The sequence below is a fragment of the Virgisporangium aurantiacum genome (assembly GCF_016863635.1).
GTDB classification, from domain to species: Bacteria; Actinomycetota; Actinomycetes; order Mycobacteriales; family Micromonosporaceae; genus Virgisporangium; species Virgisporangium aurantiacum.
Window position 1 is genome coordinate 76590 of record NZ_BOPG01000006.1, and the last position, 24570, is coordinate 101159.

The 24570-nt window shown below is 71.2% G+C and carries 22 protein-coding genes; 15 read left to right on the plus strand and 7 right to left on the minus strand.

The features are described 5' to 3' along the window. Positions 1–8: 8 nt before the first annotated feature. Genes Vau01_RS04330 through Vau01_RS04350 form a run of 5 tightly spaced genes read right to left on the minus strand, consistent with a single transcriptional unit; the run spans position 9 to position 4018 of the window. Entirely contained in the window at positions 9–1055 is a 1047-nt protein-coding gene (locus Vau01_RS04330) for a methyl-accepting chemotaxis protein (protein ID WP_203987417.1), read from the minus strand. Next, entirely contained in the window at positions 1048–2133 is a 1086-nt protein-coding gene (locus Vau01_RS04335) for a protein-glutamate methylesterase/protein-glutamine glutaminase (protein ID WP_203987419.1), read from the minus strand. Before Vau01_RS04335 ends, Vau01_RS04330 begins: the two co-directional genes overlap by 8 nt. Beyond that, on the minus strand, positions 2130–2630 hold the full coding sequence (locus Vau01_RS04340) for a chemotaxis protein CheD (protein WP_203987421.1): 501 nt from the start codon (positions 2628–2630) through the stop codon (positions 2130–2132). Before Vau01_RS04340 ends, Vau01_RS04335 begins: the two co-directional genes overlap by 4 nt. After that, positions 2623–3480, minus strand: coding sequence for a CheR family methyltransferase (locus tag Vau01_RS04345; RefSeq protein WP_203987423.1), 858 nt, complete (start codon positions 3478–3480; stop codon positions 2623–2625). Before Vau01_RS04345 ends, Vau01_RS04340 begins: the two co-directional genes overlap by 8 nt. Before the next feature lie 7 nt (positions 3481–3487). Then, positions 3488–4018 carry a chemotaxis protein CheW gene (locus Vau01_RS04350; RefSeq protein ID WP_239151294.1) on the minus strand — a complete coding sequence of 177 codons (531 nt, stop codon included), beginning with the start codon at positions 4016–4018 and terminating at the stop codon, positions 3488–3490. A gap of 180 nt (positions 4019–4198) precedes the next feature. On the opposite strand from Vau01_RS04350, the gene Vau01_RS04355 reads away from it, so the two are divergent. From Vau01_RS04355 to Vau01_RS04415, 13 genes are all read left to right on the plus strand, one after another. Then, positions 4199–4543, plus strand: coding sequence for a hypothetical protein (locus tag Vau01_RS04355; RefSeq protein WP_203987425.1), 345 nt, complete (start codon positions 4199–4201; stop codon positions 4541–4543). A gap of 112 nt (positions 4544–4655) precedes the next feature. Further along, positions 4656–5726, plus strand: coding sequence for a hypothetical protein (locus Vau01_RS04360; RefSeq protein WP_203987427.1), 1071 nt, complete (start codon positions 4656–4658; stop codon positions 5724–5726). Positions 5727–5752: 26 nt separating this feature from the next. Next, positions 5753–7423: a GspE/PulE family protein gene (locus Vau01_RS04365; protein ID WP_203987429.1), complete on the plus strand. Its 1671-nt coding sequence runs from the start codon at positions 5753–5755 to the stop codon at positions 7421–7423. 59 nt (positions 7424–7482) lie between these two features. Then, positions 7483–8595 (plus strand): type IV pilus twitching motility protein PilT, encoded by a 1113-nt coding sequence (locus tag Vau01_RS04370; protein WP_239151295.1) that lies wholly within the window; start codon positions 7483–7485, stop codon positions 8593–8595. A 4-nt stretch (positions 8596–8599) separates the two neighbouring features. Next, a complete protein-coding gene (locus Vau01_RS04375; protein ID WP_203987431.1) occupies positions 8600–9835 on the plus strand; it encodes a type II secretion system F family protein in 1236 nt (411 codons plus the stop codon). An 89-nt stretch (positions 9836–9924) separates the two neighbouring features. After that, positions 9925–10410: a type II secretion system protein gene (locus tag Vau01_RS64515; protein WP_203987433.1), complete on the plus strand. Its 486-nt coding sequence runs from the start codon at positions 9925–9927 to the stop codon at positions 10408–10410. An 87-nt stretch (positions 10411–10497) separates the two neighbouring features. Beyond that, positions 10498–11283, plus strand: coding sequence for a prepilin peptidase (locus Vau01_RS04385; RefSeq protein WP_203987436.1), 786 nt, complete (start codon positions 10498–10500; stop codon positions 11281–11283). Positions 11284–11302: 19 nt separating this feature from the next. Continuing rightward, complete coding sequence (pilM, locus tag Vau01_RS04390) at positions 11303–12319, plus strand: type IV pilus assembly protein PilM (RefSeq protein ID WP_203987439.1); 1017 nt, start codon at positions 11303–11305, stop codon at positions 12317–12319. Continuing rightward, entirely contained in the window at positions 12319–13053 is a 735-nt protein-coding gene (locus Vau01_RS04395) for a PilN domain-containing protein (protein WP_203987442.1), read from the plus strand. The genes pilM and Vau01_RS04395 overlap by 1 nt, the downstream gene beginning before the upstream one ends. Beyond that, complete coding sequence (locus tag Vau01_RS04400; RefSeq protein WP_203987443.1) at positions 13050–13679, plus strand: GspMb/PilO family protein; 630 nt, start codon at positions 13050–13052, stop codon at positions 13677–13679. Before Vau01_RS04395 ends, Vau01_RS04400 begins: the two co-directional genes overlap by 4 nt. Before the next feature lie 5 nt (positions 13680–13684). Beyond that, positions 13685–15094, plus strand: a complete 1410-nt coding sequence (locus tag Vau01_RS04405) for a putative Ig domain-containing protein (RefSeq protein WP_239151296.1) — start codon at positions 13685–13687, stop codon at positions 15092–15094. Next, positions 15091–15702, plus strand: coding sequence for a PulJ/GspJ family protein (locus Vau01_RS04410; RefSeq protein WP_203987448.1), 612 nt, complete (start codon positions 15091–15093; stop codon positions 15700–15702). Before Vau01_RS04405 ends, Vau01_RS04410 begins: the two co-directional genes overlap by 4 nt. A gap of 67 nt (positions 15703–15769) precedes the next feature. After that, on the plus strand, positions 15770–17305 hold the full coding sequence (locus Vau01_RS04415) for a ricin-type beta-trefoil lectin domain protein (RefSeq protein ID WP_203987450.1): 1536 nt from the start codon (positions 15770–15772) through the stop codon (positions 17303–17305). On the opposite strand, the gene Vau01_RS04420 is transcribed toward Vau01_RS04415, so the two are convergent. Beyond that, positions 17306–19603 carry a serine/threonine-protein kinase gene (locus Vau01_RS04420; protein ID WP_203987451.1) on the minus strand — a complete coding sequence of 766 codons (2298 nt, stop codon included), beginning with the start codon at positions 19601–19603 and terminating at the stop codon, positions 17306–17308. Between the two features lie 90 nt (positions 19604–19693). Between Vau01_RS04420 and Vau01_RS04425 the strand changes: the two genes are divergently transcribed. After that, on the plus strand, positions 19694–20701 hold the full coding sequence (locus Vau01_RS04425; RefSeq protein ID WP_203987453.1) for a zinc-dependent alcohol dehydrogenase: 1008 nt from the start codon (positions 19694–19696) through the stop codon (positions 20699–20701). A gap of 10 nt (positions 20702–20711) precedes the next feature. Here the strand turns inward: Vau01_RS04425 and pcaF are convergent, their stop codons facing one another. After that, the gene (gene pcaF / locus Vau01_RS04430) at positions 20712–21911 is read right to left on the minus strand and encodes a 3-oxoadipyl-CoA thiolase (RefSeq protein WP_203987457.1); all 1200 of its coding nucleotides are present in this window, start codon (positions 21909–21911) and stop codon (positions 20712–20714) included. Between the two features lie 64 nt (positions 21912–21975). On the opposite strand from pcaF, the gene Vau01_RS04435 reads away from it, so the two are divergent. Further along, positions 21976–24540, plus strand: a complete 2565-nt coding sequence (locus tag Vau01_RS04435) for a LuxR C-terminal-related transcriptional regulator (RefSeq protein WP_203987459.1) — start codon at positions 21976–21978, stop codon at positions 24538–24540. Positions 24541–24570: the final 30 nt, after the last annotated feature.

A 24570-nucleotide genomic window follows, 5' to 3' on the forward strand; every position in this document is an offset into this window, starting at 1 on the left:
CGGACGGTCTAGAAGAACGTGATCTCCGAGTCGGCCACCTTCGCCGCGGCGGCACCGGTTCCGTGCGCCCGGCGCTCCTCCTCCATCGTGTAGTCGCGCGACAGTTCGTCGAGGAGGGCGCGGGCGTCGAGCGGCTTCGGCTCACCGGCCGCCGCCGTGTCGTGCACCAGCACGGGGAACCGGTCGATGTTGTCGCGCAGGTGCTCCAGCACCTGGCTCACGCGGTCCTGGAACTGCAGGCTCGTCAAGGAGTTCGCGATCTCCGACCGGATGCCGATCGCGGCGGTCTCCAGCCGGCTCGACGATTCGCGCGCCTGTTCCATGACCGACTGCAGATCGTCGAGGACGGCCTGCACGTCGTCGTTCGCGGACGCGACCGCCGTCCGCTCGTTCTCGGCGCTGGACTCGGCGTTGCTGAGCACCGACGTGATCGCGCCGCCGACGTTCGCCACCTTGGTGGCCATCCGCTCGCTGGCCTCGCGCGACCGGTCGGCCAGCTGGCGCACCTCCATCGCGACCACGCCGAACGCGGCGCCGGCCGCGCCGACCCGGGCCGCCTCGATCGACGCGTTCAGGGCGAGCAGGTTGGTCTGCCCGGCGATCTCGCCGACCTCGGTGGCCATCTGCTTGAGCTCGTCGTTGAGCTGCATCAGCGACCGCAGCTCGTTGAGCGCCTCGTGCCGCAGCGCGATGGTGGTGTCCAATGTGGACACCACGCCGGTGAGCCGGTCGCGGCCCCGGTCGAACGCGTGCCCCTGATCTCCGCCGACCGCGGCGGTCGACGAGGCCAGCACCGAGTCGAGGTCGTCGACGATCCCGCCGAACTGGTTGGTGACGTCGCCGACCGCCGTCTCCATCTGGCTGCGGCACGACTCGAGCTGCGCCGTCCACACGGGAGCGACCCCGGCGGCGAAGTCGGCGACGCTGCGGGCGTAGGTGCGCACCGGTGACGCCGGTGTATCCACTATGGACGGTACGGCCCGGCGCCGGCCGAACGCGAAACCGCCCGCACCGCCGACCGCCAGCGCGATCAGGATCAGAACCGTCTCAACCATTGCGGCGAATCACCTCGGCGATCGAGCCCAGTGGTGCCTGCCGCTCGACCGCGCCGAGCTGCACCGCTTCCTTGGGCATTCCGTAGACGACACAGGTCGCCTCGTCCTGGGCCACCGTGGCCGCACCCGCGCGACGCATCTCCAGGAGACCGCGGGCGCCGTCGTCGCCCATCCCGGTCATGATGACGCCGAGCGCGTTCGGGCCGGCCGCCTTCGCCACCGACCGGAACAGCACGTCGACCGACGGCCGGTGCCGGTTGACCGGTGGCCCGTCCAGTACCCGGACCCGGTACTGCTGCTGGCTTGTCGCCGAGAGAGGCGACGGGGCACCGTTCCGGTTCACCTCCAGGTGCCGCCCGCCCGGCGCGATCAGCGCCCGCCCGGGCAGCACGCGGTCACCGTCGACCGCCTCCCGCACCTCGATCGCGCACATGGCGTTCAGCCGGTCGGCGAAGGCCGCGGTGAACTTCTCCGGCATGTGCTGCACGACGACGATCCCGGTGCAGTTGGTCGGCAACCCCGTGAGCACCGTCTCCAACGCGTTGGTGCCGCCCGTGGAGGTGCCGATCGCGACCACGCGATCCGTACCCAGGTCCGCCACTGCCGGTCGGGCACCGACCGGGACCGGTGCGACCCGCGCCGCGGGTACCGGCTGGCGCACCTTGCCGGCGGCGGCGGCCGCGGCGGCCTTGACGGCCGCGACGATGTCGCCGCTGTCGTCCTCGATGAACTTCTTCAACCCGATCGACGGTTTCGGCACGATGCTCACCGCTCCGGCGGCGAGCGCGTCCATCGTGGTCTTGACGCCCTGCTGGGTCAGCGTCGAGCAGATGACGACCGGGGTGGGGCGGACCTCCATGATGCGCTTGAGGAACGTCAGCCCGTCCATCCGCGGCATCTCGATGTCCAGCACCACCACGTCGGGCCAGGACCGGTTCATCGCGCTCATCGCGAAGATGGGATCGGCGGCCGTGCGCACCTCGTCGATGTCGGCGCAGCCGCCGAGCCGGGCCGACAGCAACTGCCGGACGACCGCGGAGTCGTCGACGATGAGAACGCTGATCGGCCGCCGGGTCACGACGGGCCCGTCCCCGCGCACAGGTCGCTGTGCCGCAGCCGGATGGTGCCGGTGTCGAGGTCGAGCTCCACCACCCGCGGGCCGGTGCCGCCGACGTGCTCCGCGCCGACCCGGAACCCCGCCCGCTCCAGCAGTTCCCGCCCGGCCCGGATGTTCTGCCGCGGCACGTCGAACGCGCCGCGCCGCTGCGACGGGAACTGCGACCCGCCGCCGAACATGCCGACCTCGTACTCCCCCGGACGCGTGCCGTTCCGGTCGACCGCGTCGACGAACAGGTGCACGGCCTCGTCGGCGTACCAACCGTCAAGGTGGGTCGACGGGTCGGTGCGCCCGCGGCTCGGCACCACGTAGTGGCACATCCCGCCCAGCCGCACGTTCGGGTGCCACAACGTGATCGCCACGCACGACCCGAGCAGGGTCCGCACGGCGCGATGATGCGCCGCGGTGCCGATCCCGGCGAAGTACAGGTCGCCCGGCTGCAGCACGACGTCACTCATCGTCGGTCCGGACGCGTTGGTAGATCGACGGCTGCGTCATCCGCACGGTCTGCGGCGCGATGCCGTGCAGGCTCTCGGAGTGGCTGACGACGAGGTGACCGCCGGGCACCAGCATGTCGGCCAGCCGCCGCACGAGCGTGATCTTCGTGTCGGTGTCGAAGTAGATCATCACGTTGCGCAGCATGATGACGTCGAAGCGGCCCAGGCCGGTCAGGTCGTCGAGCAGGTTCGCGCGCATGAACCGCACCCGGTTGCGCAGGTCGCGGGAGACGGCCATGAGGCCGTCGTACTCGTCGCGTCCCCGCCGGCAGTACTTGCGCAGCAACGCGTCCGGGATGCGCGCGGCCGCCGTGAGCGGGTAGACGCCCTGCTTCGCGGTGCGCAGCACCCCCGTCGAGATGTCGGTGGCGACGACCTCCCACGGCCGGCCCGGCATCGCGTCGGCGAGCACCATCGCGACCGTGTACGCCTCCTCGCCGGTCGAGCCGGCGGCGCTCCAGACGCGCAACGGCCGGCTCCCCCGGGCCTCCGGCGCGACCACGGCGCGGAGGAAGTCGAAGTGCTGCGGCTCGCGGAAGAAGTAGGTCTCGTTCGTGGTGAGCGCGTCGATCGCGACGCCCAGCTCGTCACCGGTGGTGTGCAGCAGCCGCAGGTACTCGCCGTACGTGCCGACCCCGAGCTGGCGCAGCCGCTTGTCCAGCCGGCCCATCACGAGCGTCTCCTTGCCCGGCGCGAGCAGGATTCCGGTGCGCCGGTGCAGCAGGTCGCTGATGCGGGCGAACTCGTCGCGGGTGATCTGGCGGGGGACGACCGGGTCGATGGTTACCTTCCGGGCTCGGGACCGGTTCATGACGCCGTCATGCCTCGCCCGGGCCGGTCGCCTCGGCCATCGCGGCGTTGATGGCGGCGATGTCGCGGATCGACAGCACTTTGCCGATGTCGAGCACGACGACGAAACCGTGGTCGCGCTTGGCCATGCCGCTGATGTAGTCGGCCCGGATGCCGGCCCCGAACGCGGGCGCGGGCTCGATGTCGTCGGGCGCGAACGTCACGACCTTGTTGACGGCGTCCACCAGCACACCGATCTGCTGGCTGACCGGCTCGTCGGCGCCGACGGCCTCGTTGATGGTGACGATGACGATGCTGGTGCGCTTGCCGATCACCGTTTCCGCGTGGCCGAACCGCAGCGACAGGTCGATGACCGGAACCGCGCGACCGCGCAGGTTGATGACGCCGCGGATGAAATCGGGCGTCATCGGAACAATGGTGAGCGGGCGTTGTTCGAGGATCTCGGTGACGTGGAATATGTCCAGGGCGTAGGCGTCGCCCTGCAACGTGAAGGTCAGGTAGAGGGCCGCCTCCGCCACGGGCGCCGCACTCCGGTCCACGCCGACACCGCTCACTGGTCCCTGCCTTCCGCCACAACCGTCCACTGGTCGCATCGGCCTGTCGGTCGCGAGATGAAGCCTTTCGGACGACAAACCGGGTGCCACCAGCGCCACCGCGCCGAGGGTGCGTTGGGTCACCAGCGGATGAGGTGTGAGTCCGGTTCGGGTAGGTTGGCATGCGTGGCATTCGATTCGCGTCCCCGGCCGGTCCGCCGGCCTGCGCGTCGTCGGGTGCACCTGTTCACCACGCTGACACTGCTGGTGATGGCCGCCGGTCTGTGGCTCGCCGGGCCGGCTGTGAAGCCGGTACCGGCGCCCCGGCTCCAGGTGGCCGAGGCCCGGGTCGCCGCGGCGGAGAACGCGATCGCCGACGAGCCCGCCCCCGCGGCCCCGGTGGAAGCCGAGACCCCGGCGATCAGCTCCGGTTCCGCCCCGGCCGCGGGCTCCGTCGCCGCCACACCGGTCGCCCTCGCGCCGGCGGCCCCGCTCGCGGCCACCGGCCCGCGCGCGCCGCCCCGCGCCTGACGCCCGCGCGAACGTCGGCTACACCCTTCGCACTCCGACGCACGACCGCACCGGCGGACCCCTCGGCCGCGCCGGCCCCGATCGAAACCCTGCTTATCAGGGAGACACGACCATGAACACCACGTACTCGAGCATGATGTCCGGAATCCCCGCCGCGGTCGGGATCTGGCTGGGACTGATCGGTGTGAGCGTGCTGGCGTTCGCGTTGCTCGCCGCCATCGCCGGCCGCGGCCGCCGCCGCCCGGAGCCCGCCGTCGCCAGGTCGTCCACCGCGCCGGCGGCCGGGCTCGCAACTGGGCCGGCCATCCGCCCGGCCCTCGGGCTGTCCATCGGGCCGGCCACCGGCCCGGCCGCTGAACCGGCCGCCGAACCGGCATTCCACGCTGCCGCTGGGCCGGGCGCCGGCTCAGCCATCCGCCCGGCCGCCGGGCTGCCCATCGGGCCGGCCACCCACCCGGCCGCCGGGCCGTCCACCGAACCGGCCACCGGGCCGGGCGCCGATCCCGTGGCCGCCGGGATCGCCTTCCGCAGCGCGGCGATGCGGCGTGCCCTCGCGGCCGCGAGGGCCACCACCACGGAAACCAAGCCGGCCGTCGAGGCGGCCGGGATGTCCGCGTCCGACGAGCAGCGGTTCGCCGAGGAGCTGGCCACCGCGGCCACGCGGGCCGGTGTCACCGCCGACAAGCGGCAGGCCGAGTGGGAGTCGGCGCAGCGGGCGGTCGACGCGGCGTGGCAGGCCTACGAGGAGGCGGAGGCGGTGGCCACGCGGGCGATCCGCGCGGCGGCCTTCCCGGTGCCCGGGACGCCGCTCACACCGGCCGAGTTCGCCGACCGCGAGCGTTACCTGCACCGGGCCGCCCAGGCGGCGCAGGCCCGCGGGGAACTCTCCACCGACCAGCTCATCGACGCGCTGTCGCACCGGAACGGCTTCGACCCGCGGCTGCACCCGTTCGAGCAGGACGCGCTGCTGCGCCGGCTCGGGCGCGACCGGATGCTGCAGGCGTTCAAGGACGCGGGCGAGCGGGAGCGTGCCGCCTGGCGCGCGGCCGAGCAGGCCCAGGCCGCCAAGCGCAGTCTCGACCGGGAGGCGGCGGCCGCCGCCCTGAACGTGGCGCCGGGTCCGGAGCCGGCCAGTGCCTCCCGCCACATCCGCGTCACAACGCCGGTCTTGTCGCTCAGGTAGCGCACGGGTCTGCCGATGGTAGGCCCATGTACGAGACCGTCCATCCGTTGCTCGACGCGCTCAAGCAGCGCGGCGCCGACCCGGTAGCGCTCGAACGCGCCGCCGGTGAGGCGGAAGCCACCGGACGGTCGATCCGAGCCGTACTCATCAACGACAACATCGTCACCGAGGACGAGCTCACCGCCGCGTCGGCCGAGGCCAACGGGTTCACGTTCGTCGACCTGGCCGGGTTCCGCATCGACCCGGCCGCGACGAACGCGATCCCGTTGCCGATGGTGCTCCGGCACCGGGTGGTCGGCCTGACCATCGACGACCACGAGATCGTCGTCGGCATCACCGACCCCGACGACATCGTCGCGCTCGACGACGTGCGCGCGGCCACCGGTCTCCTGGTGCGCCCGGTCGTGGTGGCCCGGACCGAGATGCGGAAGGTCATCGAGCGGCTGCGCCGCGAGGAGAACGACCTCGGCGACCTCGCGTCGAGCCTGCGCTCCGAGGAGACGTCCGCCGTCTCCAACCTGCTCTCCGACGACGACGACGCGCCGATCGTGCGGTACATCAACTCCCTGCTGGAGCAGGCGATCCAGAACCGCGCGTCGGACCTGCACCTCGAACCGACCGAGCACGACCTGCGCGTGCGCTACCGCATCGACGGCGTGCTGCACGAGATCGACCGCGTGCCGCGCGACGTGCAGGCCGCTCTCGTGTCGCGTCTCAAGATCATGTCCAATGTGGACATCACCGAGCGCCGCGTGCCGCAGAACGGCCGCATCACGGTGGAACTGCGCCAGCGCAAGGTCGACCTCCGGTTGGCGACGCTGCCGACGGTGTGGGGCGAGAAGGTCGTCCTCCGGGTGCTCGACACCGGCGGCATCGACCTGCAACTGCGCAAGCTCGGCTTCACCGAACGGAACCACGAGCGGTTCTCGAAGTCGTTCAACAAGCCGCACGGAATGGTGCTGGTGACCGGACCCACCGGTTCCGGCAAAAGCACCACGCTGTACGCGACGCTCACCGAGATCAGCAAACCCACCATCAACATCATCACCGTCGAGGACCCGGTCGAGTACCGGCTGCCGGGCATCAACCAGGTTCAGGTGGACGCCAAGGCGGGCATGACGTTCGCGGCCGTGCTCCCGGCGATCCTGCGGTCGGACCCCGACGTGGTGCTCATCGGTGAGATCCGCGACCGCGTCACCGCGCAGCTCGCCGTGGAGGCGTCGCTCACCGGTCACCTCGTGCTGTCCACGTTGCACACCAACGACGCGCCCAGCGCCGTCACCCGGCTCATCGAGATGGGCATCGAACCGTTCCTCGTCGGTTCCTCGCTCGACGCCGTGCTGGCGCAACGACTCGCCCGCCGCCTCTGCGAGTGGTGCAAGGAGACGTACCAGCCCACCGAGGACGAACTGGTCGCGGCGCGGTGGCCGGAGGACGCGCTCGGCGTGCCGCGGACGCTGTTCAAGGCGGTCGGCTGCAAGAGCTGCTCCAACACCGGCTACCGGGGGCGCCTGGCGTTGCACGAGGTGATGCCGGTGACCGAGGAGATCGAGCGGCTGGCCGTGAAACGCGCGTCGGCCAAGGAGATCCACGCCATCGCGATCGCCGAGGGCATGCACGACCTGCGCGTCGACGGGCTCTTCAAGGCGATGGAGGGACAGACCTCGGTCACGGAAGTTCTGCGCGTCGCCATCTGAGTTTCCCGAACGGGTGCAGCGCAGGCTAAACCACGGAGCGAACCGGCCGACAGGAGAGCGTGGACGGACTTCAGACGCTCTCGCCGCCGCCACCCCGGGGCGACGAACGGGCGGCGCTCGACACGATGCTGTTCGCGATGATCAACGCGGGCGGCTCCGACCTGCACCTCACCGTCGGGGCGCCGCCGACCGTCCGGGTCAACGGCCAGATGACGTACCTGCCGGACTACCCGAAGCTGGAGCCGCACGACACCGCGATGCTCGTGCGGGCCGCGCTCACCGACGAGCAGTGGGCCTTCTTCGAGGAGAATCACGAGCTCGACTTCGCGTACAGCGTCGACGGCCTGTCGCGGTTCCGCGTCAACCTCTACATCCAGCGCGGCTCGTGCGGCGCGGCGTTCCGGGGCATCCCGCACACCATCAAGCCGCTCGAAGAGCTCGGTGTGCCGACGTCGGTGGCGCGCTTCGCGAACCTGCACCGCGGGCTGGTGCTCGTCACCGGTCCGACCGGGTCCGGAAAGACGACGACGCTCGCGGCGCTGCTCGACCTCGCCAACCGCACCCGTTCCGCGCACATCATCACCATCGAGGACCCCATCGAGTTCCTCCACCACCACAAGCAGTGCCTGGTGAACCAGCGCGAGGTGGGTGCGGACACCGACTCGTTCGCCACCGCGCTCAAGCACGCGCTGCGGCAGGACCCGGACATCATCCTCGTCGGCGAGCTGCGCGACCTGGAGACCACGTCGACGGCGTTGACCGCCGCGGAGACCGGGCACCTCGTGCTCGCCACGCTGCACACGCAGAGCGCGGCGCAGACCGTCGACCGGGTCATCGACATCTTCCCGCCGCACCAGCAGCACCAGATCCGGGCCCAGCTCGCCGCGGCGCTGCAGGGCGTGGTGACGCAGGCGCTCGCGCCGCGCGCCGACGGGCAGGGCCGCACCATCATCACCGAGATCATGGTTGCCACGTCGGCGATCCGGAACCTCATCCGCGAGGGCAAGAACCACCAGATCCCGTCGTTCATGCAGTCCGGCGGGCGCGAGGGGATGCTCTCGTTCGACCAGCACCTCGCCGAACGCGTGCAGCAGCGGCTGATCACGTTCGAGCAGGGGCTCAGCCTGTGCCATTCCCAGGAGGACTACCAGCGCCTCACCGGAAGGATGTGACCGGGTGCCGTTGACCAAGGAGTTCACCTACGAAACCGTCGGCGCCGGCGGCAAGCGGGAAAAGGGCAAGATCGAGGCGACGAACGAGACGGCCGCCGCCGTGCAGTTGCGGGCGCAGGGTCTGGTGCCGCTGTCCATCTCCGCGAACACCTCGGTTCTGCAGAAGGAACTGAAGATCCCGGGGTTCTCGGGTCGCACCACCCTGAAGGACCTGTCGGTGTTCTCCCGGCAGTTCGCGACGATGAGTGCCGCCGGCATGTCGCTGCTGCGCACGCTCGCCGTCATGGAGGACCAGACCGAGAAGGCGTCGCTCAAGAAGGCGATCGGCGATGTGCGGCTCGACGTCGAGGGCGGCATGCCGCTGTCGGCCGCGATGGCCCGCCACGACCGGGTCTTCCCGACGCTCATGGTGGCGATGGTGAAGTCGGGCGAGACCGGTGGTTTCCTCGACGACGCGCTGGAACGCATCGCGGGCAGCTTCGAGAAGGACGCGGCGCTGCGCGGCAAAATCAAGAGCGCGCTGACGTATCCGGTGATGGTGCTGGCGTTCAGCGTGGTGATGATCGCCGCGGTGCTCATCTTCATCGTGCCCATCTTCGAGAAGATGTTCCGCGACCTCGGCGGCAAGCTTCCGCTCCCCACCCAGATCATCGTGTCGGCCAGCAGCACCATCGCGTGGTCCGGCCCGCTCACGGCGGCGGTCGTGATCGTGCTCGTCACGATCTTCAAGAGCCAGCTGCGCAGGCGGCCGAAGTTCCGGCTGTTCGTCGACAAGGTGAAGCTCAAGCTACCGGTCTTCGGCCCGCTGTTCACGAAGATCGCGATCAGCCGGTTCTCGCGCAACCTCGGCACGCTGTTGAGCGTCGGTATCCCGGTGATGCAGGCGTTGAGCGTGGTGGGTGCGACCACCGGAAACGCGGTCGTGGCCGGTGTGGCCGAAGACATGCAGCTCTCGGTGCGCGAGGGACGCACGATGTCGGCGCCGCTGTCGAAGCACCCGGTCTTCCCGCGCATGGTCGCCCAGATGATGGAAGTTGGCGAAGAGAGCGGCCAAATCAGTCAGATGCTCGGCAAGATTGCCGACTTCTACGACCGGGAGGTAGATGACGCGGCCGAAGCACTGACCGCGGCACTTGAACCCATCATGGTGCTTTTCATGGGCGCCCTGATCGGTGGCATGGTCGTCTGCCTTTACCTGCCGATGTTCTCGGTCTACCAGAACATCCAAGGCGTGGAGTGAGTCTCCGCGTACCCACCCGACCGGCAGCCAGCCGGCCGACAAACCGCCCACCGAAACGTTCCACCCCCTCAGAGTCGCAGGAGGCTCACATGCGTCAGACCCTCAACGGGATGCGCAAGCGCGGCAGCGAAGACCGCGGTTTCACCATGATCGAACTGCTCGTGGTGGTTGTCATCATCGGCATCCTCGTCGCGATCGCGGTACCGGTGTACCTGAACTACCGCAAGGGCGCGGCCAACAAATCGGCCGCCTCCGACGTCCGCGGCGCGATCACCGCCATCGAGCAGTACTACACCGAGAACGGCAACAAGTACCCGACCGGTGAAACCTCGGACGAGGGCGAGAACCTCACCCTCACGGCGGTTGACACCACCACGGGCACCACCGATCAGATCATCACCGTCTCGCCCGGCAACGTGCTGGGGTACAAGGCGCTCACCGACGGCAGCGCGGCCGCCTACCGGATCTGCGCCCAGAACAAGGACGGCGGACAGGTGTACGTCTACAACAGCGCGACGGGCGGCTCGGTTCAGAAGTCCAACGCCGATGACGTGGAAGCCTGCCTCGCGGCCTGATCCCGGTAACGCGCCGGCGGTGGCGACTGCTGAACAAAGCGTCGCCACCGCCGGTCAACCTCTTTCCCTGGAAGCTGGAAGGAAGACATGGCTCCCCTCCTCGTACTGGCCGGCGTGCTCGGGCTCGCGGTCGGTTCGTTCCTGAACGTGGTGATCCACCGCGTTCCGCGGGGAGAATCGTTGCTGCGGCCGGCCTCGCACTGCCCGCGCTGCCAACGCGCGGTGCGGCCGTGGGAGAACGTGCCGGTGCTGAGCTGGCTGGCCCTCCGTGGGAAGTGCGCCGGCTGCGCGGGACGCATCAGCGTCCGCTACCCCCTCGTCGAGGCGGCCACCGCCGCCCTGTTCGTCGCCATCACGCTCCGGTTCGGTCTGAGCCCGGAGCTTCCGGCGTATCTGTACCTCGGCGCCGTGTCGCTCGCGCTGGCCCTCATCGACCTCGACGTGCGGCGGCTGCCGAACTCGATCGTCCTACCGTCCTATGTGGTCGGTGCGGCGCTGCTCGCGCTGCCGGCCGCGGTCGGCCCCGATTGGAATGCCGCCGGCCGCGCGCTGCTCGCGATGGCGGTGCTGTTCCTCGTGTTCTTCGCGATCGCCTACCTCTACCGCGGCGGCATGGGCCTCGGTGACGTCAAACTCGCCGGCGTGCTCGGGCTCTACCTCGGGTGGCTCGGCTGGAGTTCCGTCGTCGTCGGCGCGTTCGGCGGGTTCCTCCTCGGCGGGCTGGTCGGCATCGCGCTCATGGTGGCCCGCCGGGCGTCGCGGCGCACACCGGTGCCGTTCGGTCCGTTCATGCTCGCCGGGGCGCTGCTCGCCGTCTTCCTCGCCGACCCCATCGCCTCCTGGTACACGACCACCTTCCTGTCCGCGGCCTGACCTTCACGAAGGAGCGCCTATGCCCGGCCAACCGCTCGTCGGCCTCGACATCGGCTCGGCGTCGATCCGGGCCGCCGAGACCGGCAGACGGCGTGACGGGCTGGTCGTCACCGCGTTCGGTGCCGTGCCCCTGCCGCACGGTGCCGTGCAGGCCGGTGTGGTGCAGGACGAGGCGGCGGTGACCGCCGCGCTGAAACACCTGTGGTCGACGGCCCGGTTGCGCAGCCGCAAGGTGGCGCTCGGCGTCTCCAACCCGCAGATCGTGGTCCGGAAAATGGACCTCGCGAACCTGCCCCGCGCGGAACTGCGCCGGTCGCTGCCGTTCCAGGTGCGCGACTCGTTGCCGTTACCGGTCGAGCGGTCGCTGCTGGACTTCTACCCGCTCGCCCACAGCGACGGCGAGACCGTGGAGGGCATGCTCATCGCGTCGCCGAAAGAGGCGGTGATGACGTCGATCCGGGCCATCCAGAAGGCTGGCCTCACGGTGGCGAAGGTCGACCTCGGGTCGTTCGCGCTGCTGCGCGCCGCGGCGTTCCTCGACGCCAACGTCGAGGCGATCGTCGAGATCGGCGCCCAGATGACCACGGTCATCGCGCACGTCGACGGCGTACCGCTGATCGTGCGCACCGTCCCGCGCGGCGGTGCCGAGATCACCGAGAGCATCGCGTCCCGGATGAACATCGACCTGGCCGAGGCCGAGAACCGCAAGCGCCAGAACGGCCTGATCGGGCCGGACACCGCGGTGACCGCGGTGGTCGACGAGGCCGTGCGGCCGCTCATCAACGAGATCCGCAGTTCGTTCGCCTACCTCAACACCGGTGAACGGCACATGCGGGTCGCCCGCGTGCTGCTCGCCGGCGGCGGCGCGTTGCTCGCCGGGCTCCCCGCGAAGCTGGCGGCGCACCTGAACCTCGACGTCACGTTCGCCGATCCGCTCATCCGCTTCAACATCGGCCGGCGCTCCGTGCCGGAGGCGTTGACGCCGAGCCGGGTCGCCGCTGCCGTCTGTATCGGTCTCACGATGGGAGCTTCCTGATGACCGCGGTGATGTCCCAACCCGATCAGAAACCGGACCAGGCCAGCCAGCACACCGCGACGCTGCTCAATCCCCTGCGCACGCCGACCATCTCCGCGGACCTGCTGCCGACGGAGGTGTTCGTCTCCCGGCGCACCCGCCGGATCGGCCGCTACGCGGGCTTCGCGCTCGTCATGGTCACCGTGCTGCTGGCGCTGTGGTACGGAATGGAGATCCTGCGCACCACCGCCGCCGAGACCGACCGCGACGAGACGCTCGACACCGTGCAGGGCCTCAAGCGGCAGCAGACCCGGTACGACGAACTGGTCAAGACGCAGGCCACAGCGAAGGCCATCAACGCGCAACTCGTCGCGCTCATGTCAAACGACATGCTGTGGGCGAAGCTGACCCGCTCGATGGTGTCGGTGGTTCCCGACGACGTCGAGATCGGCGCCATCTCCGCGGCGGTGCCGGCGGCGGGCGTCGACACTGCGGTGACGAAGACCCTCATCGGCCCGCCGACCGTGAAGATCATCGGCTCCTTGACGGTCAACGGCATCGGGGACGACAAGGAGGTCATCGCCCTCTACGTCGACGCGCTCGACACCGTCCCCGGGCTGGCGAACGCGTTCCTCACCAGCGCGACGCAGGGTGACAAGGGCTTCGAGTTCGCGGTGCGCGTCGACATCACCTCGGCCGCGCTCGACAACCGCTACAAGGCATCGGCGAGCGCGAGCGCGGGAGCGGGCCAGTGAGTTGGCTGCTGCGGCCGGATCGGCTGTGGATGTTCGGCGCGCTGGCCGGCGCCGTCGCCCTGTCGGCACTGGCATGGTTCCTGCTGATCGGCCCGCAGCGCACCGAAACCACCGACGTCGAGGACCAGACCGCGCAGGCCGACGGGCAGGTGATCGTCGAGCAGCGCAAGCTGGCCAAGCTCACCGCCGAGTACGCCGAACGCGACAAGTACGCCGCCGAACTGGCCGCGAACCGGAAGGCACTGCCGACGGTGGCCGCCACCGGCGACCTGCTGCGCGAACTGCAGAGCGCCGGCGACGGTGCCGGCGTCGCCGTCTCCAGCCTGTCGGCCGGCAGCCCGACCGAACTCAAGGGCGCGGCCGGTGTGGCCTCGGTGATGATCACGGTGGTGGCGGCCGGCAAACTCGAGAAGCTGCAGGCGTTCCTCGACCAGGTGCAGCGGATCCAGCCCCGGGCGATGCTGGTGTTCAACGTCAGTTTCAGTCCGAACGAGAGCGGCGACGCGATCACCGGCGCCAGCGCCCAGTTGACGCTGAGCGCCCAGGTTTTCGTCGCGATGCAGCAGGCGGCGACGCCCAGCGCGTCCGCGTCCGCCTCCGCCAGCACCGCCGCGGGCGCCGACTGACAATGATGCGCTTCCGCCTCCGTGACGACGACGGGGTGTCGCTGCTCGAGACGCTCGTCGCCATCACCATCGTGACCATCGTGATGACCGCGGTGGCGTCGTTCTTCGTGCGTTCGATCAGCGCAACCGGCCAGCAGCGCGGCAAGCAGGTCGCAAGCCACCTGGCCGACTCGGCCATGGAAAAGGTCCGCGCGCTGAAGGGATCGGCGATCGACGACGGACGGGACGACGGCGACGGCGACATGCCGAAGCTGGACGCCGTCGACAAGTTGCTCGCCAACGCCACCCCGAAGAACGCCAAGCAGGCCACCGGAACGCCGACGCTGCCGGTGGTTCCGGAAACCCCCGAGGTGGCGGGAACCACCTACCAGCTCTACTGGTACGTCGGTGCGTGCGCCCTGCCCGACGATGCGCCGGTCGACGCGGCCGTCGACAACTGCGCGCCGTCGACAACCGGCAAGGTGACGTTGTTCCGCGTGGTCGTGGCCGTCCGGTGGCCGGACCGGAACTGCAACCAGAACAGCTGCCTGTTCCTCAGTTCGACGCTCGTGAGCAGCGCGGCCGAGGAGCCCGTCTTCAACGAGAACGAGGTCGCACCGCCCCCGGTCATCGAGAACCACGGCGATCTCCAGGGGAACACGAGCACCGGGGAGACCCGCAAGGTCGACGGCGTCACGGTGGTCACCGGGTTCGTCGTCTCCGGCGACGCGAAGCCGCTGACGGTCAGCGCCGAGAATCCCCCGAAGGGCATCGTGGTGAGTTCCGCCGGACAGATCACCGGCAAGCCGACACTGCCCGGCACGTACGCCGTCACCATGCGGGTCACCGACATCCGCGGGCTGGTCGGCTCCGCGTCGTTCAACTGGACCATCTACACCGCGCCGAAGCTGAACGCCGTCAGCGCCCAGACGACCCGCTCCGGCGCGGCCGTGAGCCTCCAGCTCGTCAACGGTGGCGGCGGCGAGGCACCGTTCACCTTCACGGCCACCGGCACGCCCGCCGGAATCACGCTCGACCCGGCCACCGGCCTGTTCTCCGGCTCGCCGGTGACGCCGACGCCGACGACGCAGAGCCCGGCGTCGACCGTCCCGGTCACCGTCACGATCACCGACCGGGTCAAGCAGACCCACTCGGTGACCTTCAACTGGACGGTCAACGACTGGCTGGTGCCGACGATCACCACCAAGGCGACGAAGCAGAACGTGGCGGTCGACACGACGGTTCCCGCCACCGGCGGGCTGGCCCCGCTCACCTGGTCGGCCACCGGTCTGCCGACCGGCCTGACGATCGCCGCCGACACCGGCCGCATCACCGGTATCCCGACGGTGAAGTCCAACAACAACAACGTCACCGTCACCGCCAAGGACGCCCGCGGCCAGACCCGGTCGACCACGTTCAAGTGGAACATCACATGAGGCCCGCGGCGGTACGCGACGACGAGTCCGGCGTCACGCTGATCGAGCTGGTCGTCTCGATGACGATCATGGCGGTGATGATGTCGGTGTTCACGACCGCCGTGGTGCAGATGTACCAGGCAGCCAACAAGACCGAGTCGATGTCGAACGCGCAGGCCGAGCTGAACAACGTCTTCCTGCGGCTCGACCGGATCGTGCGCTACGCCGCCGGGATCAGCAACATGCAGAAGCACGGCAACCGGTTCTACATCGGCATGCTCGTCGCCGAACCCGGTAACAAGCAACGGTGCTACGCGCTCCAGTTGACCGGCGAACCCGTCAAGCGGCTCCAGATCGCCGACTGGTACGAGAACGCGCGACCGGCCGAGGCACCGTGGACCACGATCGCCAACGACGTCGTCCCGCCCACCAGCGGCGATCCGTTCGAGTTCGTCGAGGCCGACCACGACTACAACTTCGACCGCCTCAAACTGAACCTCGACGCAACGGTCGGTATGGACAAGCGCAGTCGGACGAGGGCCTCCACCCAAGTGGAGTTCACCGCGCTGAACACGTCGCTCACGAGCGATACCCCGACCGTGTGCACCTACTTTTGGAACCCGGCATGAGCGCCGCAGCGAAGTGGAGGCGTTCATGCCGGGGGGCCTTTTCCTTTGCACTCAAAGGCGGCACAGCATGAGCGGCCGCCACCTGAGCGACGACCGGGGCTCCATGCCCCTGGCCATGCTGCTGATCATGGTGTCGGTGTCGCTCAGCGCGCTGATGACGCCGCTGCTGCTCACGCAGTTGAGCGCGACCCGGGCCGACGTCCGCCGCGTGCACGCGCTGCACGCGGCGCAGGCCGGCATCGACGTGGCGATGGCGCACATCCGCGCCGCTCAGGACGCCGCGCACGAAGGCATCCTGAACAAGCTGCCCTCGTGCAACGACCCGGCCGACACCGATCCGCCGCCGATCTTCGCCGGACGGGTCGGCGGGGGCACGGCCCGGTACGAGGTGACGGCGATCGACTACTACGACAAGGACCCCGCCAAGGTCACAGGCGGCCGGATCGCCTGCACCAGCGGCTATCCGGACGCGACCCCGAAATACGCGGTGATCACGTCGCGCGGCACCGAGCCCGGCGCCGGCGCCGGCGGAACACCGACGTACCGGACGATCTCGGCCACCTACATCTTCAACATCACCAACGCCAACATCCCCGGTGGCCTGATCCACGTCTACAAGGACGCGACGACCGACGACCTGTGCCTGGCGGCCGAGTCCGGAACGCCGACACCGAAGTCCGCCCTGAAGGTCAAGTACTGCGACAAGACCGATCCGGCCCAGATCTGGATCTACAACCAGTTCCTGACGATCACCCTGTCGGCGACGCGCACCCAGGCGAAGCAGCTCGGTATGTGCGTCGACATGGCGGCCCCGCAGACCGCGGGCAACGCCGCCACGATCGACTACTGCTCCGACGTGACCAAGCCGCAGCAGCAGTGGAGCATCAACGACAGCGCCAACCTCCAGGGCACCACCGACGGCGTCAACCTCAACGGGACCTGCCTCACCGTGAAGACCGCGAACAAGGACGGCAGCCCGGTCGTCGCGGGTGGCTGCGGCGGCCCGTACAACAACGTCCACACCTGGTCGTTGGAGGCGACCGTCGGTGCCGGTGCCGCGGGCAGCATCACCAACCAGATCGTGAACTTCAGCCAGTTCGGCCGCTGCATGGACATCACCGAGGTCAACGTCAACAAGGGGTTCCTCATCGTGTGGCCGTGCAAGCAGGCGCCGGACCCCAACAAGGTGCTGTGGAACCAGAAGTTCACGATGCCGTCGATCGATCCGCTCACCGACGTGGGCGAGGGCCGGGTCACCACGTTCAACCCGGCCGCCACGCCCAAGGTGACGTACTGCCTGAAGAGCCCGGGCTCGACCGCACCGGGCCGCTACGTCACCGTCGTCGTTTGTCCGGCGAACGACGCCGCCGAGGTCAAGTGGACGTTCTACGGCCACAACACCTCGTACTCGACCAGCTACATCCTGGTCGACTACCAGGGCAACTGCATGGCGCCGACCGACCCGAAGGTCGACAAGTACCCCAGCGGCGAGAACGTCAGCAAGATCGTCGTGCAGCCGTGCGACGGCTCCGCGTCACAGAAGTGGAACGCGCCGCCCAACGTCGAACTGCAGTTCCCGCTGAAGGACATCCACGAGAAGTAGTTACAGCGCCAGCGCGACCACGTCGACCGCGTTGGGCTGCGGCGCGCTTCCTGCCTGCGGGGCCATCGTGACGATGACCTGGTCGCCGTCGATCAGGAGACGGTCGGGGACGCCCGACTTCGCCTCCGGCGGCAGGTCGGTCTGCCACCGGCGTTCGCCGGCCGGGCTCAGGCCGCGGACGCGGCCGTCGGGGCCGGCGATCACCACGGCCCGGCCCTCGGCCACCGCCACCCGCGCGCCCGGGGGCTCGCTGGCCCACACGCGGTCGCCGGTGTCGGCGCGGCGGGCGTTCACCCGGTCGGAGGCCACGAGCACCAGGTCGCCGGACCGGCTCAGGTCGGTGACCGGGGTCGGAGCCGTGTCGGTCCACGCCACCTCGCCGGTGGCCAGGCGCAGGGCACGGATCTCGGAGGAGTCCCGGAGCACCACGTGGTCGCCGACGATCACGGCCTGCGTGTAGTTCCACGAATGGGCGTACACGGGTCGGGGCCGGCCGTCCGGCGGCTGCCGGTTCGAGCCTTCCGGGCCGCCGGGCGCGTTACCCGGTCCCTCCGGCTTCTGCCCGTCCGGCGGCGGACCCGCCGGCACCGAACTCTCGTCGACCACCGCGGGCGCCGGGAACTCGACGTTCCACCGCGGGTTTCCGGTCGCGGCGTCGTGCAGGGCGACCCGCACCCGGTCGCCGACCTTGTCGTGGGTGAGGACCCACGTGTCGTCGGCGTGGAGCGGGGTGCCGCCGCCGGACCGCCGCCACACCGTGCCGCCGTCGGGACGCACCGCCGCCAGATAGGCGCCGCTCGCCGGAGCGGCCGTGCTGCCGGTGCCGGCCGTGCTGTCGGCCGTGCCCGGCGGGTCGAGCCGGGCCGCGCCGCCGGCACCGACGTACGCCGCCGACGCGGTGACCACGACCCGCCGGACCGGACCCGTCTCGATCCGGAACTCCTGCGCGCCGGTGGCCGGGTTCAGCCGTGCCACGGTGGCACCGTCGGCGACCAGCACGGAATCGCCCCAGCGGTGCAGCGCCGTCAGCCCGTTCGACACCGGACGGTTCCAGCGGCTCGCGCCGGGGCCGCCCGCCCGCACCTCGGTGCGCGTGCCCGCCGCCATCGCCCGGCCGCCGAGCGGAACCAGCCAGACCGCGACCGGCTCGGGCCGTCCGCTGTTCGCCCGTCCGCCGCCGGAGCCCCCCGGTGTGGCGGGCGTCGACGGGGGTGCCCCGTAGCCGACCGGCACCGGCTCCGCCCCCGACCGCCCCTGCCAGAGCACCCTGCCGCCGGCGGAAGCGCCGGTCGAATCGTCCGCGGAATCGCCGTCGTCCCGGACCATCGACCGCCCGATCAGCCCGGCCGCGACGCCGCCGACCGTGGCCAGCCCCACCAGGCCGCCGGCCAGCAGGGCGCGCCGCCGCGACGCCCGGGGCACCCGGCGCGGGGTCAGCACCGCGGAGAACGGCACGTCGGAGATCGCCTGGTGCCAGCCCGGCTCGGGCGCCGACACCCCGGCGGCCGTGAGCATCTGCGACAGTTCGGCCGCCGTCGGGCGGTCACGCTGGTCGGCGCTCAGGCAACGCATGATCATGGGACGCAGCTCGCTCGGCACCCGGTCGAGGTCGAAGCGACCCTTGATGATGTGCATCATCTGGGCGTAGACGGTGTCGCTGTCGTCGACGAGGGTGCGCCCGGTGGCGGCGTAGTACATCGTGGCGCCCAGCGAGAAGATGTCGGTCGCCGGTGTCGCCTCGCCGCCGTGGATGCGCTCCGGCGCCATGTACGACGGGGTGCCCACCACGAGGCTGCTGGTCATCCGGGTGGCCTTCGGCGAGAGCACCACGCCGAAGTCGATGATGTACGGGCCCACGTCGCCGAGCAGCACGTTGCTGGGCTTGAGGTCGCGGTGCACCAGGCCGGCCGCGTGGATCGACGCGAGCGCCTCGGCCAGCCCGGCGGCGAGCGTCAGCACCGCGCCGGGCGACAGCGCGCCGTGCCCCTCGACCCAGCGTTCCAGGCTCGGACCCTCGATGTAGGTGGTGGCCAGCCACGGCGCTTCGGCGGTCAGATCGGAGTCGACCACCGCCGCCGTGAACAGCGGGTTGACCTCGCGCACGGCCGCCACCTCGCGGGCGAACCGGCGCCGGAACACCGGATCGTCGACCAGGTCGGGCCGGATCACCTTGATCGCCACCGGCCGGCCGGACCGCGACTGGCCCATGTAGACCCGGCCCATGCCGCCATTGCCCAGAACCCCGAGCAGCCGGTACGACCCGATCGTCGTGGGATCGGAGTCGCTCAGCGGCCTCACCGGCCACCCCACAGAGCGTCCATCACAGCAGATCGTATCCATCACGTGAGTGATCAGTAGTGTCCCCCGTGGCGGGGGCACCATGGAACGATGCCGATCATGGTCGAGTTCGCCGGGCCGAAGCAGGTCCGGGTGATCACGTACGAGCGCGAACCGCTGCCCGCCGGGTACGTGCGGGTCCGGACGCACTACTCGGGAATCTCCGCCGGCACCGAGTTGACCGCCTACCGCGGAACAAACCCCTATCTGACCCGCGTGTGGGACCCCGACGCGAGGCTGTTCCACGACGGCGAGGGCGGGATCACGTACCCCATCGCCGGCTGGGGCTACTCGGAGGTCGGCGAGATCATCGAGGGTCCGGGAACGGGCGACCTGGTCTGCGGCATCTGGGGCCATCGCAGCGAGGCGGTCGTGCCGGACGCGGTCACGCGGTTACCGGCGACCGTCGACCCGCTCAGCGCCTCCTTCGCCCGGGTCGGCGCGATCGCGTTCAACGCGATCCTGTCGGCCGGCATCCGGCTCGGCGAGACCGTCGCGGTGTTCGGGCAGGGCGTGCTCGGGCTGCTGGTCACCCGCTTGGCGACGCTCAGCGGCGGCTCGGTGGTCGCCGTCGACACCATCGCGAAGCGACGGGAGGCCGCGCTGCGGTACGGCGCCGCCGCTGCGCTCGTCCCCCACAATGCCGCCGCGGAGATCCGCCGCCGCACGGCCGGGCGCGGCGCCGACGTCGCGATCGAGATCAGCGGCGCCTATGCGGCACTGCACGAGGCGGTCCGGGCCGTCGCGCCCGGCGCCCGCGTCGTCGCGTCGGGCTTCTATCAGGGTGACGGCGTGGGCCTGCGGCTCGGCGAGGAGTTCCACCACAACCGGGTGCAGCTGGTGTGCTCGCAGATCGGCGGGGTGCCGCCGGAGCTGGCGCCGCGCTGGAGCCCGGCCCGCCTGCAGGAGGCGTTCCTGGCCCAGGTCGCCGCCGGCGCGGTCGACGCCCGCGGCCTGGTCAGCCACCTCGTCCCCGCCACGGAGGCGGCGTCGGCCTACGAACTGCTCGACGAGCGTCCCGAAGAAGCCCTCCAGGTAATCCTGGACTTCACCACCTGACGCCGCGATCTCAGCGGCGGAGGAGGAGGCTGATGCCCTGGCCCACGCCGATGCACATCGTGCACACCGCCGTTTCCGCTTCGCGCTTGGACAGCTCGACCGCGGCGGTCAGGGCCAGCCGCGCGCCGCTCATTCCCAACGGGTGGCCCAGGGCGATCGCGCCGCCGTTCGGGTTGACGTGGTCGGCGTCGTCGGGGAGGCCGAGGGCGCGCAGGACGGCCAGGGCCTGGGCGGCGAACGCCTCGTTCAGCTCGACCACGTCGACGGCGGCGATCGGCAGCCCCGCGCGGTCGAGCAGCTTGTTGGTCGCCGGGGCGGGGCCCATGCCCATGATGCGCGGGGCCACCCCGGCGGTGGCGGCACCCGCGATACGGGCCAGCGGCGACAGGCCGTAGCGCTCGACCGCCGACGAGCTCGCCACCAGGATCGCGGCGGCGCCGTCGTTCACGCCGGAGGAGTTGCCGGCCGTCACCGAACCGCCGTCGCGGAACGGGGTCGGCAGCGCCGCGAGTTTCGCCAGCGTGGTTTCGCGGGGATGCTCGTCCCGCGACACGACCACCGGTTCGCCGCGTTTCACCGGAACGGAGACCGGGGCGATCTCGGCGTCGAAGCGGCCGTCGGCCTGGGCCTTGGCGGCGCGTTGCTGCGACCGGAGGGCGAACTCGTCCTGATCGGGGCGGGACACCCCGAACTCACCAGCGACGTTCTCGGCCGTCTCGCCCATCGAGTCGGTGCCCCAGCCGGCCCGCATCAGCGGGTTGACCAGCCGCCAGCCCAGGGTCGTGTCGAAGACCTCCGGTGCGCGCGCGAAGGCGGCGGTGGGCTTCGGCAGCACGTACGGGGCCCGGCTCATGCTCTCCACGCCGCCGGCGACCACCAGGTCGGCCTCGCCGGCGCGGATCATGCGGGCGGCCGTCGCGACCGCGTCGAGGCCGGAGCCGCACAGCCGGTTCACCGTGCTTCCGGACACGTGCTCGGGCAGCCCGCCGAGCAGCGCCGCCATCCGGGCCACGTTGCGGTTGTCCTCGCCGGCCTGGTTCGCGCAGCCCAGGATCACGTCGTCGACCGCGGCCCAGTCGACCGCCGGCAGCGCCGCCACCAGCGATCGGATCACGTGCGCGGCGAGGTCGTCGGGACGCACGGGCGCGAGCGCGCCGCCGTACCGGCCGATCGGTGTCCGCACGCCGTGCACAAGGAACGCCTCGGTCATGCCGGTCCCCTTCCGATCTCGTTACTTCCACGTAACACTGTCAACCATGATTAATGCATCGTCAGTGCAGAAAATCATGCTCCGCGGCCGGGCCACCGCCAAGGACGAGATTTCCGCGCTCCTGGCCGGTGCCGCCGCCGGCCGCGGTGGCGCCCGCCTGTTCCATGGTGACCCGGGCATCGGCCGCAGCGCGCTGTTGCGCTTCGCCGCGTCGGAGGCCGTCGACTTCGCCGTGGTCGAGCTTTTTTCCGGTGACGCCGTGAGCGCCGCCCTGTCGAGCCCGTCCGAGCCGGTCGGGGACCCGTTCGCCCGGGCGGTCGCCGCGCTCGACGCGGTCCGCGCCGTCGCCCGGCGGCAGCCCCTGCTCATCTGCGTCGACGATGCCCACGACCTCGACCGGGAGACCCGCGGCGTCCTCGGCTTCCTGGCCCGCCGGCTCGACGGCGAACGGGTGGCCGTGATCATCACGTGCGAGGGTGGCGAGCCGGTGCTGGCCGGGATCCCGCACCACCGCCTCGAACCGCTCGACCGCGACGCCAGCCGCCAGGTCGTCGAGGACCTGATGGCCAGCAGAGATGACGACCTCGGCCCGCAACTGGCGGCCATCGCCGAGGGCAACCCGCTGGCGCTCGCCGAACTCGTCCAGCACGTGCGGCTGACCGGCACCGTGCCGGCGACGCTGCCGCCGACCAGCCGGCTCCGCCGCCTTTACCGGGCCAGGCTGGCGACCCTGCCCGAGCCCACCCGGCGGCTGCTGCTGCTCGCCGCGGCCGACCCGGACCTCGACGCCACCGAACTCACCCGCGCCGCCACGGAGAGCGGGCTCGACGTCACCGGGCTGGAACCGGCGGAGCGCGCCGGGCTGATCACCGCGGCCGGCCGCATCGAGTTCTCCCAGCCGCTCGTGCGCACCGTCGTGTACCACGAGGCCGACGCGGCAGCCCGCCGCGCGGTGCACAGTTCACTGGCGGCCACGCTCACGGCGTCAAATATGATCTTGCGCCGAAACCTGCACCTGGCCGCGGCCTCGACCGGCGTGGACGCCGGCCTCGCGAAGGCGTTGGAGGACGCGGCGGCGACGGCCGCGCACGGCCCGGCGTCGATCGCGCTGGAGCGGGCGGCCGAGCTGACCGTCGAGCCCGGCGCGGCGGCGCGACGGCTGGTCGCCGCGGCCGAGCGGGCCTGGCTCGGCGGCGAACCGCACCGCACGAAGCTGCTGCTGGGTCGCGTGCCGGAGGACCTGCGGACCGGCGCGGCCGATCAGCTGATCGGCGAGATCGAGCTGACGGCCGGCGCGGCCCGGCCCGCGGAGAGGACGCTGCTGCGGGCCGCCGCCCGGTTGACCGAGCGGGACCGGCACCGGGCCCTGGCCGCGCTGCTCCGGGCCGGCGAGGCGGCGTGCCTGGCCGGCGACTACGCGCGCTACCCCGCGATCGCGGGGCGGGCCGGTGCGCTGCGCCAGCCGAACGAACCGCCCGCGCTGGAGCTGGTGTTCGAGCAGTTCGCCGGGCAGGCCGCGCTGTTCCAGGGCCGGCTCGCGGCGGCCGTCGGCCCGCTGAAGCGGGTGTTCTCGCTCGCGACCAGCCTCGACGACGCCCGCGCGCTCACGTCGGCGAGCGGCGCGGCGATCCTGCTCGGCGACGACGTGCGCGCCGGCCGGTTGGCGACCCGCGCCGCCGAGGTGGCCCGCGCCACCGGCGACCGGGCGGTGCTGCCGCAGGCGCTGGAGTACGCGGCGGTGGCCGAGTTCGCGCTGGGCCGCTACCCGGCCGCGACCGCGATGCTGCTCGAAGGGCTGCGGGTCGCCCGGGAGACCGGGCAGGAGCGCCTGATCAGCACGAACCTCGGCACGCTCGCGGTGCTCGCCGCGATCACCGGCGACCGGCCCACCTGCCTGTTGCGGGTGCGCGAGGTCCGGTCCCAGCCGTTCGTCGGTGTGCGGCCCACCGCGCTGGTCGAGTGGGCGCTCGCGGCCATCGACCTGTTCGACGGACCGACGGCGCCGGCGCTGCGCCGGCTACGGTCGGTGGTGCGCCCCGGCGGCGACCTGGTGCTCCGCGTGGCGGCGGCGCCGCACTACGTGGAGGCGGCCGTCCGTACCGGTGACCGGGCGGCGGCGCGGCGGGCGGTCGAGGAGTTCGACCCGTGGGCCGCCAGCACGGGCAGCGGCGGGTGGCTGGCGCTGGCCGCCCGGAGCCGGGCCCTGGCCGCCCCCGACCTGGGCGAGGCGAACGAACACTTCGAGGCCGCCCTCGGCTTTCACGCGGCCGGCTTCGAGCGGGCCCGCACCGAGTTGCTGTTCGGCGAGCGGCTGCGCGGCGCGGGCGTCGACGCGCGGCAGCACCTGCGGTCGGCCCTGGAACTGTTCGAGGCCTACGACGCCGGGCCGTGGCGCGACCGGGCCGCGGCCGCGCTGCGGAGCATCGACGCCTCGGCGCTGCCGGCGGCCTCCGGCGACCTGACCGCGCAACAGTTGCAGATCGCCCGCATGGTGGCCGACGGCGCGACGAACCAGGAGGTGGCGGCCCGCCTGTTCCTGAGCCGCCGCACCGTCGAATATCACCTGCGGAACATCTATCTCCGGCTGGGCGTGCGATCGCGGGTGGAGTTGGTCAGGCTCGTCTCGTGAGCCGGCCACGCTCACCCGGATCGTTCCGAT

Bases quoted from the DNA above. Each gene is read 5' to 3' on its own strand.
- Vau01_RS04330 (WP_203987417.1), bottom strand. From the start codon at position 1,055: ATGGTTGAGACGGTTCTGATCCTGATCGCGCTGGCGGTCGGCGGTGCG.
- Vau01_RS04340 (WP_203987421.1), bottom strand. From the start codon at position 2,630: ATGAGTGACGTCGTGCTGCAGCCGGGCGACCTGTACTTCGCCGGGATC.
- Vau01_RS04345 (WP_203987423.1), bottom strand. From the start codon at position 3,480: ATGAACCGGTCCCGAGCCCGGAAGGTAACCATCGACCCGGTCGTCCCC.
- Vau01_RS04360 (WP_203987427.1), top strand. From the start codon at position 4,656: ATGAACACCACGTACTCGAGCATGATGTCCGGAATCCCCGCCGCGGTC.
- Vau01_RS04365 (WP_203987429.1), top strand. From the start codon at position 5,753: ATGTACGAGACCGTCCATCCGTTGCTCGACGCGCTCAAGCAGCGCGGC.
- Vau01_RS64515 (WP_203987433.1), top strand. From the start codon at position 9,925: ATGCGTCAGACCCTCAACGGGATGCGCAAGCGCGGCAGCGAAGACCGC.
- Vau01_RS04385 (WP_203987436.1), top strand. From the start codon at position 10,498: ATGGCTCCCCTCCTCGTACTGGCCGGCGTGCTCGGGCTCGCGGTCGGT.
- pilM (WP_203987439.1), top strand. From the start codon at position 11,303: ATGCCCGGCCAACCGCTCGTCGGCCTCGACATCGGCTCGGCGTCGATC.
- Vau01_RS04395 (WP_203987442.1), top strand. From the start codon at position 12,319: ATGACCGCGGTGATGTCCCAACCCGATCAGAAACCGGACCAGGCCAGC.
- Vau01_RS04405 (WP_239151296.1), top strand. From the start codon at position 13,685: ATGCGCTTCCGCCTCCGTGACGACGACGGGGTGTCGCTGCTCGAGACG.
- Vau01_RS04410 (WP_203987448.1), top strand. From the start codon at position 15,091: ATGAGGCCCGCGGCGGTACGCGACGACGAGTCCGGCGTCACGCTGATC.
- Vau01_RS04415 (WP_203987450.1), top strand. From the start codon at position 15,770: ATGAGCGGCCGCCACCTGAGCGACGACCGGGGCTCCATGCCCCTGGCC.
- Vau01_RS04425 (WP_203987453.1), top strand. From the start codon at position 19,694: ATGCCGATCATGGTCGAGTTCGCCGGGCCGAAGCAGGTCCGGGTGATC.
- pcaF (WP_203987457.1), bottom strand. From the start codon at position 21,911: ATGACCGAGGCGTTCCTTGTGCACGGCGTGCGGACACCGATCGGCCGG.